The organism is Dyadobacter sp. SG02, assembly GCF_900109045.1.
GTDB lineage: Bacteria > Bacteroidota > Bacteroidia > Cytophagales > Spirosomataceae > Dyadobacter.
In genome coordinates, this window is the sequence record NZ_FNYL01000012.1 from 117,740 (window position 1) to 130,574 (window position 12,835).

Annotated in this window: 10 protein-coding genes; 2 read left to right on the top strand and 8 right to left on the bottom strand. The window is 52.3% G+C overall.

The features are described from left to right. Window positions 1–71 precede the first annotated feature (71 nt). Genes BMW93_RS25350 through BMW93_RS25360 form a run of 3 tightly spaced genes read right to left on the bottom strand, consistent with a single transcriptional unit; the run spans window position 72 to window position 4,487 of the window. Window positions 72–1,604: a DUF1501 domain-containing protein gene (locus BMW93_RS25350; RefSeq protein WP_229240797.1), complete on the bottom strand. Its 1,533-nt coding sequence runs from the start codon at window positions 1,602–1,604 to the stop codon at window positions 72–74. 11 nt (window positions 1,605–1,615) lie between these two features. Beyond that, window positions 1,616–3,250, bottom strand: a complete 1,635-nt coding sequence (locus BMW93_RS25355) for a DUF1800 family protein (protein WP_090382975.1) — start codon at window positions 3,248–3,250, stop codon at window positions 1,616–1,618. Window positions 3,251–3,290: 40 nt separating this feature from the next. Beyond that, window positions 3,291–4,487 (bottom strand): T9SS type A sorting domain-containing protein, encoded by a 1,197-nt coding sequence (locus BMW93_RS25360; RefSeq protein WP_177194194.1) that lies wholly within the window; start codon window positions 4,485–4,487, stop codon window positions 3,291–3,293. 362 nt (window positions 4,488–4,849) lie between these two features. On the opposite strand from BMW93_RS25360, the gene rbsK reads away from it, so the two are divergent. After that, a complete protein-coding gene (gene rbsK, locus BMW93_RS25365) occupies window positions 4,850–5,761 on the top strand; it encodes a ribokinase (protein WP_090382979.1) in 912 nt (303 codons plus the stop codon). Further along, window positions 5,758–6,699 carry a nucleoside hydrolase gene (locus BMW93_RS25370; protein WP_090382981.1) on the top strand — a complete coding sequence of 314 codons (942 nt, stop codon included), beginning with the start codon at window positions 5,758–5,760 and terminating at the stop codon, window positions 6,697–6,699. Before rbsK ends, BMW93_RS25370 begins: the two co-directional genes overlap by 4 nt. Here the strand turns inward: BMW93_RS25370 and BMW93_RS25375 are convergent. From BMW93_RS25375 to BMW93_RS25395, 5 genes are all read right to left on the bottom strand, one after another. Next, window positions 6,696–7,928, bottom strand: coding sequence for a multidrug effflux MFS transporter (locus BMW93_RS25375; RefSeq protein ID WP_090382984.1), 1,233 nt, complete (start codon window positions 7,926–7,928; stop codon window positions 6,696–6,698). The genes BMW93_RS25370 and BMW93_RS25375 overlap by 4 nt on opposite strands. 406 nt (window positions 7,929–8,334) lie before the next feature. Next, window positions 8,335–8,550, bottom strand: coding sequence for a hypothetical protein (locus BMW93_RS25380; protein ID WP_090382987.1), 216 nt, complete (start codon window positions 8,548–8,550; stop codon window positions 8,335–8,337). Between the two features lie 218 nt (window positions 8,551–8,768). Then, window positions 8,769–11,000 (bottom strand): sodium-translocating pyrophosphatase, encoded by a 2,232-nt coding sequence (locus BMW93_RS25385; protein WP_090382989.1) that lies wholly within the window; start codon window positions 10,998–11,000, stop codon window positions 8,769–8,771. A 284-nt stretch (window positions 11,001–11,284) separates the two neighbouring features. Next, a complete protein-coding gene (locus BMW93_RS25390; protein ID WP_090382990.1) occupies window positions 11,285–12,445 on the bottom strand; it encodes a DUF2062 domain-containing protein in 1,161 nt (386 codons plus the stop codon). A 21-nt stretch (window positions 12,446–12,466) separates the two neighbouring features. After that, on the bottom strand, window positions 12,467–12,832 hold the full coding sequence (locus BMW93_RS25395; RefSeq protein WP_090383301.1) for a 3-hydroxyacyl-ACP dehydratase: 366 nt from the start codon (window positions 12,830–12,832) through the stop codon (window positions 12,467–12,469). Between the last annotated feature and the right edge of the window lie 3 nt (window positions 12,833–12,835).

Consider the following 12,835-nt stretch of genomic DNA (forward strand, 5'->3'; position numbering starts at 1 on the left):
GTAAACAAAAAGTGCCGGAAGAAATCAAAGTTCTCCGGCACTTTCAACAAGGCGACAGGCAAGTTTCCTGCTTACCCCGTGGTATTAATCGTATAGTTTCCGAGGATATTCAGCTCTCCTCCGCCCTCTACCTGGATGTTGCGGACAGTGATATTCTGGCCGACCGCCACCACATGGCCCGGGTTCACCCGCACGTAGTCGCCCGCACCCGGCGGACGTCCGGCCGACCATATCGAGCGGTCGAGCCACGCTCCCGAAGCGGTCGTTTCGATCGTATTCGAAAACAATGAAGTCGTTTTGAAATTCCTGAAAAGTAATGAGTCGGTAACGGAGCTTTCTGCCCCGAACCAGTCGCGCAGGATATCCGAATACACCCTCCTGAAATCGACCTGCATTTTCACCTCCTGGTTCGGATTGGTCGTGGTGCTGGTAGGCGGTTCGAGGTCGTTGTTGAGGTCGGGTACCACACCTACCATCTGTCGTTTGATACCCGTACCAAATACAAACATGGGCGCCGCAACGCCGTGGTCGGTACCCCGCGATGCATTGGAATTGGCGCGTCGTCCGAAATCCGAGAAGGTCATACCTACCACGCGGTCGGCGGTCCCTTGGAGGACCAGGTCGTTCTGGAATGCGGACACGGCTTCGGAAAGGCGTCTGAGCAACGTGGCATGCGTGCCGATGGTCGTATCGCTCGCCGTCACCTGGTCGCCGTGGGTATCGAACCCGCCAAGCTCCACGAAGTAGATCTTCGTTTGCAAGCCGCCATGGATGAGTTTTGCCACAATTTTAAGCTGTTCCGAAAGCTCGGTAGTAGTACCGGCCGTCGGATAGGTCGCCATCGTCGTACCGGTATCGTAAGCTTTTTTGATCTGCCCCGAATATCCGGTAGAAAGAACTTGCTGCTGCCGCACGTGCTTGATCATCTCACCGGCGTCGCAGCACGGTAAGTCGTTGGACGACATCCCCTGCCCGCCGTTGAGCAGCGCATAGAAGTTGTTGATATTCTCCACCGAAATATTCATCGGGCTTTGCGGCCCCAGCAGACTCGTCGAGTTGAGCACGCCGATCTGCAAGGCCAGCGGGTCCTTCATCGTGTCGTTCGGGTAATTTTGGGGATAACCCGGGAAACGATTGTTGAGGTAACGTCCCGCCCATCCGCTATTCGAATACTGGTTCGCATCCGTAGCCGTCATCCAGATGTCGGACGACCGGTGGTGCGATTGGTTGGGGTTCGGATACGATACCGAATTGACGATCGCGAGCCGCCCCTGGTTATACATTTCGCGCATACCGATCATCGACGGGTGCAAACCCGCCTCCGCCATGCCCGAAAGCGTCAATACTTTGGCCTGCGGGATGGCGATGTTGCTCCGGATACTCTGGTATTTGGAGTAATATTGAAGCGGGATCACCGTATTGAGCCCGTCGTTGCCCCCATTGAGGTAAATGATCACTAGTACCCTATCGGTAGCCGCCGCGGCCGTACCCATGAGCGCCTGCACGAGGGACGAACGGTTGCTGAGGCTGGTTATACCAAATCCGTTGACCATTACAGGTAACGTCATGGCTGAGGCTGATGCCAGAAAGTCTCTTCTTTTCATACAATTTCTAATTAAAACACCTCATACTCGGCCATTCTGATCATATACCGCATCAGGTTGGCACATCTGTTTCTTACGGCATTCGCGGCGTTGGTATTTGCCTGGTTGAAGCGGTACGCATTGAGCTCGTAGCGCCACTCGATCTTCGGCAGATTTCTCATGAAGACCACATCGATGAGGTAGGTTTTTTGTGTTTCCGTAAGGTCGATCGCAAACAGGTTTTTGGAAAATGCAGCCAGTACTTCTTCCGGCGTAAGGGCCGGGGTTCCCCCGCTGTCCGGGAAATTGGGCTGTAACTGCCTGATCCAGGCCAGGAAATCGAGTCCCAGCGTATAACCCGGCTTGATCACCAGGTTCGGAAAAATGATCGAATCGCTATTGCCGCGGCGCGCGGTGATCGTCGAACCGTTGATCCAGTTTTTGGAATAACCTACCTGATAATAAGGCGGATAACCAAACACCAGTGGCTGCGTGAGGAGTTCGAGGTTCATACCACCCATTCCCCAGAGGAAAAAACGGATGTAGTTGTAGAAACCTGACGTATCGCTCATCATATCCGGCACGGGCTGTTCGAAAAACCGCCCCATGCCCAAAAGGTATTCCATCGGCGATTTAATAATCGCGCCGACATTCTGGTCACTGAAAAATATCTCGCTTTTGAGCAGCTTTTCCAACACCGGTTTGATATTGTAATTGTTCTCCGGGCTCGCAAAAAAAGCCGCCAGCGGCACAATCACATTGTTTTCGATGTCCTGCGTCACATTCTGGTTGACATACCACCGGTACAGTTTCCGGCAAATATGTTTCGGCGTTTCGGGATGCCTCAGCAGCATATCGATCAGCTCGTTAATCTCGACATCCCCGGCCGTATCGTCGGACCGGCCCTGGATGGTAGTACCGCCATACTTGGCCGAAAAGGTTTTGTTGGAAGGGTCGTGGTAGTTCCGGTGGAAATTCGCGGTAAAATCGGTCGTCCCACTCATGTAGTAGTTGGTAACTATCCAGCCCGTCAGCACTCTCGACGCCGCTTTCACGTCTTCCTCCGTATAGTTAAGGTTACCGTAAAAGTCTTGCTGCCCCACCGTGAAGAGCTCCTGCAACTCCCTCGCGTAGTTTTCGTTAGGATTCTCTTTCATGTTACCATGCCCGTTCTGATAAACAAGCATCGCCGGGTCTTTGGTAATCCCGACCGTCATCGTCTTGAAATTGCCCAGGCTGTTGTCGCGCAGGAATTTGAGGTAACGGTACATGTAGCGGTAATCGGCCATGACGTTCTGTGAAACCACGAAATGGTTTTGCCAGAAAGCCGTCAGCTTCTCCAATACCGAGGGCTTACCGTTTTGGAGCATCATCAACCCCACCCACCAGTAGCGCAAATGCACGCTGTGTTCCCCGCTTTTGGCAGCGATGAACGGGTAACTCAGAAGCGGCTTCTGGTAATTGGGGCTCGTAGGTGTAAGGTCGATGGGCGGCGCCGGCGATGCCGTATAGGTGACGTTTGCAAACAGCTGGTCTACCGCGGTACCCGGGTTGAGGCCGGTAAATGCGGTGATTTCCGCCCGTGTGGGGCCAACGGTAGCTCTTCTGAGTAAGTGTGCTGCCTTGTTGGCCGTGAGTGGTACTGTATAAGGATCAAGATAAGCCATAAGTCATTGAATTAATATTTCCGTCCGGTTGAACACATGATCATCTGTTGATCAGCACTTTATATGATTTTGACAACCCATCGGTAAAGGAGAATTTCAGTAAATAAAGGCCTGGGGGCATGCGGCTCACGTCGATACCTTCGCCGGATTCTCCGTGCGATGCGTACATAGTGCGACCGACCGCGTCCGTAAGCCGTGCAGAAGCAAGGTTTTGTTTGATATAGGAAGAAAAGAACAGCTTGTCGGCCACCGGATTAGGATACACGGCCCAGTCGGGCTGGCCATCCATGGCTATGTTTACAATGCGGCTGTAAGCGAAAGTCTCATCGCGGTCAACCATTTTGAGCCGGTAGAAATTGTTACCGCCGACGGGCGTTTCGTCCGTAAAACTGTATTGCACAGACGTTGCCGGCGTAGCAATGCCCTCTCCGCGGGCATCCACGCTTCCGATCTGCCGCCACGATTTCGCGTCGTCGCTGCGTTCTATTTCGAAATGGCTGCTGTTGACCTCTTCGGACGTAACCCATTCGAGGTAGCTCGCGCGCTCCCGTGCCGCACCTGTGAAACTCACCAGTTCCACGGGTAGCGCTCCGTCACGCAATGCGCCCAGCGTGTAAACATTATACACATCCGGCACTATGTCGAGCAGGGTTGTGAGCGAACCGGACGAGGCCGTACTGGCCTGCCCGAAAAGGGAAGTGTCATCGACTGACGCGGGCAGGTTTACCCATTTGTTGCCGTCCCAGCCGACGATGGTCAGTTTGGAAAGCGCCCCGTTGCTCAGCAGCGCATTTACGGCGCTGTTGCCATTCCACGAGAGTGTAATGCGGGTCGGCGATGTGCCATTGATGTCCCAGTACTCTCTGGTGCTCACCGCGGCAAGCCCTTCTCCGAGGTTGTTGGTGTTAAACGGCCCTCCCGCCGGTAACACACCATAGTCGCCGCCGGTCGGATTACTCGTCACGGCCACAGCAGGGTTGACGCCGTAGTACGCTCCGATGGCCTGGTCTGAGCCGACCGAAAACGGTCGGAAAGCGCCGTTGTCGCCTACGGGGAAAATGAAAGCATCCGAGCCGGCCTTTTTTATGTACCCGTCGATGAATCCGCCTTCTCCCAACACGCCGGAAGTGACTGCTGCTCCGAAACTTACAATACCCATGGGGGAATCCCGCTTCGTAGAGATCGCGCTGTTGTCTTGTGCGCTAACTCCCTGACTTCCTCCCCAGAAAAACAACATAGATAGAATTATAGAACAAATTCTAGACATAGTTATAAGATTTTCCAATTCTACATCAAATATAAAATAAATCCGTCACATAATGTGGTACAAAATCATACCAACTACTACTACAAATTAATTACTATTCGGTAAAAGTACGGTAATTATCAAGCAAATAGCCCAAAGGGATGCTACAAAAGCGCTTTTTAGGCCCTAAAAATATTTTAAAATTCTTCTACAAGATGGCTAAGAAATTTAGACAGCAGATGAAACTATTCGCTTAGTTTTATTTTATTCCACATTATGAATACAAACCGGGGCACGTTAATTTGCGCGCAGCCGGGGAGGCACGGCGTCAATCAATCAATCGCGAAACGGAAATGAAACAGAAAGTGCTGGTGATCGGTAGTTCCAATACCGACATGGTTGTCAAGACAGAGCATTTCCCCAAACCGGGCGAAACGGTGTTGGGCGGCACATTTCTGATGAACCCTGGCGGAAAGGGCGCCAACCAGGCTGTGGCGGCCGCCAGGCTCGGCGCCGATGTGCGTTTTGTGGCCAGAACGGGCAACGATATTTTCGGCAAACAAGCACTCGGAGGCTTCGAAAAGGAAGGCATCGACACGCGTTTCATCACCGAGTCGGCCGAACTGGCTTCGGGTGTTGCGCTCATTACAGTCAATGCGCAAGGACAGAACGAGATCGTGGTGGCCTCCGGCGCCAATATGGATTTACAACCGGCTCATATTCCCGCCCATGCATTTGAAAATGTGGAATGGGCACTTCTTCAACTGGAAATTCCGGCAGAAACCGTCCGCTGGGCATTAGCTAAATGTGCCGAAATGCAGGTATGCGCGATCCTTAACCCCGCCCCCGCCATGCAGCTCGGCCCCGGGTTTCTAGACGGCCTCTATCTCATCACACCCAATGAAACGGAAACTGAGCTTATTACCGGCATTGCGGTCGAAAGTGAAGAGACGCTTCAAAAAGCGGCACAGTATTTTATTGAACACGGTGTGCGGAACGTCATCATCACCCTTGGTAGCAAAGGCATTTACCTCGCCAGCGAAAGTTTTACCGGCATTATCGCGGCGCCGGTTGTGGAAGCGGTGGATTCCACGGCTGCGGGAGACGTTTTCAATGGCGCATTATTAAAAGCCCTGGCCGACGGGGCATCCCTGGAACAGGCCAGTCGCTACGCCTGCCGTGCGGCCGCAATCTCGGTCACACGCATGGGCGCGCAAAGCTCGGCCCCTTATCATCACGAACTGGAATCCTTTTTTAAATCATGACCAAAATACCCGTCATCATAGATTGCGACCCCGGCATTGACGATGCGCTGATGCTCATGCTCGCGCACGGGAGCGGACGTTTCGATATAAAAGCCGTTACCATTTCGGCAGGTAACCAGACCCAGGCGAAAACCTTGCAGAATGCGCTGAAAGTGCTCACGCTCATCGGCGCAACGGACATTCCGGTGTACCACGGAGCCGACAAGCCGCTGTTCAGGGAATTGGAAATTTCGGATTACGTTCACGGTGAGACCGGCCTGGACGGACCATCGCTGCCCGTGCCGGTAATGCAGGCCCAGCCGATCAGCGCTGTGGAAGGGATCGCCGCGATACTTTCAGCAGCGGAAACGCCCATTACCATCGTGCCGACCGGCCCGCTGACCAACATCGCGACGTTCCTGCTCGCTTACCCGCATCTCAAAAGTAAAATCGAGCGCATTTCGCTGATGGGCGGCGGTATATTCCGGGGTAATATGACTCCCCTCGCCGAATTTAATATCTACGCAGATCCGGAAGCTGCCGCGATCGTATTCAGAGCCGGAGTACCCATTACCATGTGCGGGCTCGATGTGACGCACAAAGCGCTCGTCTTTCAGAAAGATATCGAATTGTTGCGGTCGCTGGGCAACCAGACCGCCAAAGCAGCCGCCGACATGATGGATTTCTTCTCCATTTTTTACCGTGAAAACCGAGTAGAGTTGCATGGCGGTGCGGCCTTGCATGATCCGTGCGCCATTGCCTGGCTGATAAACCCGGGCATTTTTACGACAAAATCCTGCTATGTAGACGTAGAAACGAAAGGAGAGCTTACCTATGGCGCAACGGTGGTGGATTTCTACAATACCCTCCAAAGGCAACCCAATGCAACGGTAGCTTACGACATCGACCGCGACGCATTTATGGATATGCTTTTCAACGCCATCAAGGCATTACCTTAAAGAAGTACGGAAACCTCGTCCTCGACGTCCTGGCGTGCGGCGCGGTGGCGTACCACGGTATTGCCCGCGTGGAGAATGACCAGGCCACCAAAGGCACAGAAGGCCATCATGCCCACCATCGGCATGGCGGTATTGTTGTGCAGAAAACTCACGATGGCCGAAATAACAGCTCCCGCGCCCATACGCCAGCTACCCATGAGCGCCGACGCACTACCCGTGTGCTTGCGGAAAGGTGCGAGCGAGAGCGCCGAGGCATTCGGACCGGTAAGTCCCTGCCCGGTGAGGAAAACGAACATCGTCCCGATCAGCGAGTAGAGCCCGAACCAGTTGTTATACACACCGACGATCAGGAACAGCCCTACAACGCTCTGGTAAACGAGTGTGACGCGGATGATTTGCTCGCTGGTGTATTTTTTGAGTAAAAAGTGGTTCAACTGGGTAGAGCCGATCATGGCAACGGCCAGGAATGCGAAAATCCAGCCGTATTGCTGCTCGGAGACTTTATAGATGTTCATGAACACATCCGAAGAGCCTGAAATATAGGCAAATGGCGCAGCCGTAGCCAAACCACCCGCGAGTGTGTAAATCAAAAACTGGGGCTGCGAAATCACGGTGATGTATCCGCCCAATACCGCCTCGGGACGAAGCGAAACGGTGTTATCGGCACTCCGGCCGGTCGGCAGGAAGAAGTAGATAGCCATAATAATGAGGCTCACGATACCGGCCAGGATCACGAAAATCCAGTACCAGGCAATCGAGGCCGTCACATAACCTCCCACCGTTGGGGCGATCATAGGCGAAACGGCGATGACCAGCGTGATCAGCGAAAATACTTCGGCACGTTTATCGGCCGGAAAAAGATCGCTCACAAGCGCCTGCGAGGCTACAAGGCCGACACAGCCTCCCATAGCCTGGAAAAAGCGCATGGCGATCAGCGCGTCTACCGACGACGTCAATGCGCAGCCGAACGAGGCGATCACGTAAAGGATCAGCCCGGCGTACAGCGGCTTCTTGCGGCCGAAGCGGTCGAGTAGCGGCCCGTAAAGTACTTGCCCGATACAAATACCAATGAGATAGCTCGTTAACGAAAGTTGTACTTTGTCGATAGTGGTACCCAGGTCCGCAGCAATTCGCGGGAAGCCCGGCAGGTACATGTCGATGGAGAAAGGACTGACGGTCGCCAGCGATCCGAGGATCAGGATAATAAAGAAGTATTGCTTACGGCTCATGGACTTACATTCACTCTATGCAAAGTTAACGGGCCAGGAAGCACATTAAGTTCCTGCGTTTCAATAAGTGCAATAATTTCATCAATCTGCAATAAAACGCGCTGCTCTGCCGGTGTTACAATTCGGCTGTTTTTGTATATATCCAATATGGCCGTAAAATCACCCGAAAAGCAAAGTGCATTAGAGCTTATGCAAATCAATAAATTCGGTGAGGCTAAGGATTTCGGTTTTGCCGAAGCGCTTTAAGTCCAAAAGATCGCGTTTATTGCCGGTAATCAGGTAGTCCGAACCGCTATCCTGGCACAAGGCGAGCAGGAAGTCGTCTTTCGGATCAGGTCTAGACGGCGCCTGGAATTTTCGTTAATTAGCGCGCTGACATACAGATTTGTATCAATTACAACTCTGGTCAATGCGAATCAGGATTTGTGCGGACCGCCCTTATTTCTTCGAAAATTTCCTCTTCCGTAATAGAATCGATATCAGGAAGTGTCTTTGTCAGCTCTTCCCATCGTTCGCTCCACGGACGTTTCTCTTCTTTGACAGATATCAAACCCATATCTGCCAGGTCGTCAATAAGGCGTCTGGCTTTGGGATTTTTTATTTCGATAATCAGCGTTTCCATGATGGTCAGTTTTAATCTAAAATAAAAATCTTAATACTCAAAACCAAATCGGATGTCCCAACGGCATTAAAGCACGAGAGTAGCAAAGAGTTGAGGGCATTTGATTAACACTTGTTGCCGCATTTCGCTACCAATGTTACATGCCTGACGGCATTTAAAGCTATAAACCAACAAAGCCCGGCTCACCGCCGGGCTTTGTTATATCTTATGAAGAGAAACTACTCCCCTTTTCTTTCCAACCGTACCACCGGTGTTTCGGATTCCGCTTTGTCGTCCGCTTGCGCAGCGACGGTTACGGCCTGCACCTGATCGTTGACCTTCACGCTCGCGGCACCGTGCGAGCCGGTACCGATGTGCGGGGCGATGACGAGCGATACGATCGACATGAGTTTGATCAGGATGTTCATCGAAGGCCCGGAGGTGTCTTTGAACGGGTCGCCTACCGTGTCACCGGTTACCGCCGCTTTGTGCGGCTCCGACTTTTTGTAGAAAGTCTCGCCGTTTATCACCACGCCTTTCTCGAACGACTTTTTAGCATTGTCCCAGGCGCCGCCGGCGTTGTTTTGGAAAATACCCATTAATACACCAGAAACAGTTACACCTGCCAGCGTGCCGCCCAATACTTCGGGTCCAAAAAGGAAACCGACGATCACCGGTACGAGCAACGCGATAAGGCCCGGGGCTATCATCTCTTTAATGGAAGCTTGTGTCGAAATCGCCACGCATTTGTCATATTCCGGCTTGGTAGTGCCTTCCATAATGCCTGGCAGCTCGCGGAACTGGCGGCGTACTTCTTCTACCATTTTCATGGCCGCACGTCCTACCGCCGCGATGGCAAGTGACGAGAAGATAAATGGTATCATGGCCCCTACGAAGAGGCCCGCCAGCACATTGGCTTTGTAAATATCGATCGAGTTGATGCCTGCCACACCGCAGAATGCTGCAAATAGCGCTAGGGAAGTCAATGCAGCAGAAGCGATCGCGAAACCTTTACCGGTTGCCGCGGTGGTGTTACCTACTGCATCCAGGATGTCGGTACGGCCACGGACTTCCTCGGGCAAATGCGCCATTTCGGCGATACCACCGGCATTATCGGCAATCGGGCCGAATGCGTCGATGGCCAGCTGCATGGCTGTGGTAGCCATCATACCTGCCGCAGCGATAGCCACACCGTACAGACCGGCGACTTCATAGCTCAGGAAAATACCGGCCGCCAGTACCAACGTCGGGATCACCGTAGACTCCATCCCTACGGAAAGCCCGCCGATAATGTTGGTAGCATGACCCGTAGACGACTGGTTTACAATCGATTGAACCGGACGCTTACCCATTGCGGTGTAGTATTCGGTTACCATCGACATAATCGCCCCTACGACCGAACCAAGCAGGATCGCCCAGTAAGCATCCATTGCCGTGAAATCGACGCCGCGGATGTTTAGATTACCTTCCGGTAGCATCCATAGTGTAAGCGGGTAGCTAACGATCAGAACCAATATGATCGAACCCCAGTTACCGCGGTTCAATGCAGCCTGCACGTTACCGTTATCGTCGCTCACGCGTACGAGGACCATGCTGATGATCGAAGAAATAAGCCCTACACCGGCAATCACCATCGGCAAAAGGATCGGCGCGATGCCGCCGAAATTATCGGTACCCTGCGCCACGATTTCACGGCCCAGTACCATTGTAGCAAGGATTGTCGCAACGTAAGATCCGAAAAGGTCGGCACCCATACCGGCTACGTCGCCCACGTTATCGCCGACGTTATCGGCAATGGTAGCGGGGTTACGCGGATCGTCTTCGGGAATACCGGCTTCCACTTTACCCACGAGGTCGGCACCCACGTCGGCTGCTTTGGTGTAAATACCGCCGCCTACGCGCGCAAAAAGGGCGATCGACTCGGCTCCGAGCGAGAAACCCGCAAGGACTTCCAACACACGTTCCATCGGAAGGCCGTTGACATCGGTGCTATCGCCCACGAATGTTGAATACAAAATAATAAACAAACCACCCAACCCAAGCACGGCAAGGCTGGCTACGCCGATACCCATCACGGAACCGCCGGTGAACGACACTTCCAGGGCTTTGGTAAGGCTCGTACGCGCCGCCTGCGTAGTGCGCACGTTCGATTTGGTAGCGATATTCATCCCGACATACCCGGCAAAAGCTGATATAAATGCCCCTACCAGAAACGATACGCCGATCAACGGACTCGAATTTTCAACCAGTGTACCGGAATAGCCCAGTATCACACTCACAATCAAACCAAAAACAATGAGTACACGCCATTCGGCTTTCAGGAAGGCCAGGGCACCATCTGCAATTGCGTCCGCTATGGTTTTCATTTCAGGACTTCCACCATCCTGCCGGACAACCCAGCCTCTTTTGAAGAACATAACCAGCAAGCCAACAAGGCCTAACGCCGGCACTAAATAGGTAATGTTACTCATGCTATGATCAACGATTTGGTTAAATGGTTTTTTATAATTCTCGTAAATATAGAGAAAGGCACCTCATAACAAAATCGCAAAACCCTTATTTTTGATCAATTCGTATAGATTTTATAAGATTTCGGAGAGATTTTGAGTCATTTCAGAATCGACATTTTGGTAACAAACTGGCTCTCAAGGAATAACAGGATTACCATCCGGCAGTTATCCGGCGATGATTTAATAGAATAATAAAATGAATTATTTGGTATAATCAATGAAAAACGGACTAAAAAATGCCCGTTTTATCGCTTCGGGCGAAGCAGGGAGAGAGCCAGAAAACTGACCACAAAACCAGCCGCGCCTACTGCTGCAGCAAGGAGCGTGCCACCCAAAAAATATTGTACAAAGTTGACATGGATCGATTCCGGCGTCAGATTTTCCAGGGAGGTTATCTGCACGCCATTGCGGTAAAACAGCCCGCCGAACTGGTAGCTGGCATAAAGGATGAATGGAATGGCCGGCGGGATGCTGATGTGCGCGGCGGTAAGGAACAACACTTTGTTCATCCGGAAAACGATCGATAGCGGAATCCCCACCATCAGCTGAAAGCCCCAGATGGGCACGATACCCATAAAAAAGCCGAAACCAATCGATTTGGCCTTGCTCAGATTGCTTTCGCCCGGCTTCACGGCCTCTTCGCGGATAATTTTCCAGAGGCCTTTTTTTTGAATGTAACGGAACAGCCGTTTCGGAAGGTAGTAAACCAGCGTGAGCGTCACCAGCCAGGTATTGAGGATGCTGATGCGCGTAAAATCGCGGAACGGACGGAAATGCGTCACCCGCTCGTCTTTGTCGTAAATCACCTGGATATTGATCGGCACGATCGGCACGTCTTTCCAGGCCATTTTGACGATCACTTCGATCTCCGTCTCGAATTTAGTCGTGAAAAGCGTCATTCTTTTCAGCGGCCCGAGCGGGTACAGGCGGAAGCCCGTTTGGGTATCGGGCAATGTAAGCCCGGTCTCGAATTTGAACCAGAAATTGGAAAATTTGTTCCCGAAAGAACTCTTACCGGGCACGCCTTCCTGCTGCATATTCCGCGAGCCCATGAGCAATGCACCCGGGTTTTGAATGGCCGCTTCAATGAAAAGCGGAATGTCGGACGGCAAATGCTGACCGTCGGAATCAATGGTAACAGCGTTCTCAAAACCCAGCCGAATGGCCTCCGCAAATGCTTTTCGCAGCGAAAAACCCTTCCCTTTATTCACGACATTGTCCAGCACACGGATTTTGGCGCCATAAGCCGCCAGAATGGTCGTCGTATCGTCGGTTGAACCGTCGTTCACCACAATCACCTCCTGCCCGGATGCATATCGTAAAACGCCGTCAATCACCCGCCGCAAAGTATTGCGGTTGTTGTAAGTGGGAATGATCACGCAGCATTGAATATCCGAAAGGGTCATTGTGGCTTTTGAATGTTGGGATTAAATGATCGGATGGAAACTGGCCCTGGCTTTGAAACAGGTCTTTTCACTATGCTTACCCGACGCGTTTACGTCCAGCAGTTCATCCCCTTTGTATTGAATGTGGATCGTCAGTTCGGGCGTCTCCGTCGGGTTCAGCACTTCCAGGAACTTGCAGGTGCTCATTTCCTTCAATGCGAATGCTTTTCCCAATGCGCTGGACAAAACCGCTTTCACCATTTCCAGTTGCACAACGCCCGGAAGTACGGGAGAGCCAGGGAAATGTCCTTCAAATACTGCGTGGGCCGCGTCGATTTGCAGTGTGCAAGTGATCTGGTTCGGTGTATGATCCAGGGCCGTGATCGTATATAAACTGCTCAAAGGCATGGT

Coding starts and splice junctions, on each gene's coding strand:
- BMW93_RS25350 (WP_229240797.1), bottom strand. CDS start 1,604: ATGAAAAGAAGAGACTTTCTGGCATCAGCCTCAGCCATGACGTTACCT.
- BMW93_RS25355 (WP_090382975.1), bottom strand. CDS start 3,250: ATGGCTTATCTTGATCCTTATACAGTACCACTCACGGCCAACAAGGCA.
- BMW93_RS25360 (WP_177194194.1), bottom strand. CDS start 4,487: ATGTTGTTTTTCTGGGGAGGAAGTCAGGGAGTTAGCGCACAAGACAAC.
- rbsK (WP_090382979.1), top strand. CDS start 4,850: ATGAAACAGAAAGTGCTGGTGATCGGTAGTTCCAATACCGACATGGTT.
- BMW93_RS25370 (WP_090382981.1), top strand. CDS start 5,758: ATGACCAAAATACCCGTCATCATAGATTGCGACCCCGGCATTGACGAT.
- BMW93_RS25375 (WP_090382984.1), bottom strand. CDS start 7,928: ATGAGCCGTAAGCAATACTTCTTTATTATCCTGATCCTCGGATCGCTG.
- BMW93_RS25380 (WP_090382987.1), bottom strand. CDS start 8,550: ATGGAAACGCTGATTATCGAAATAAAAAATCCCAAAGCCAGACGCCTT.
- BMW93_RS25385 (WP_090382989.1), bottom strand. CDS start 11,000: ATGAGTAACATTACCTATTTAGTGCCGGCGTTAGGCCTTGTTGGCTTG.
- BMW93_RS25390 (WP_090382990.1), bottom strand. CDS start 12,445: ATGACCCTTTCGGATATTCAATGCTGCGTGATCATTCCCACTTACAAC.
- BMW93_RS25395 (WP_090383301.1), bottom strand. CDS start 12,832: ATGCCTTTGAGCAGTTTATATACGATCACGGCCCTGGATCATACACCG.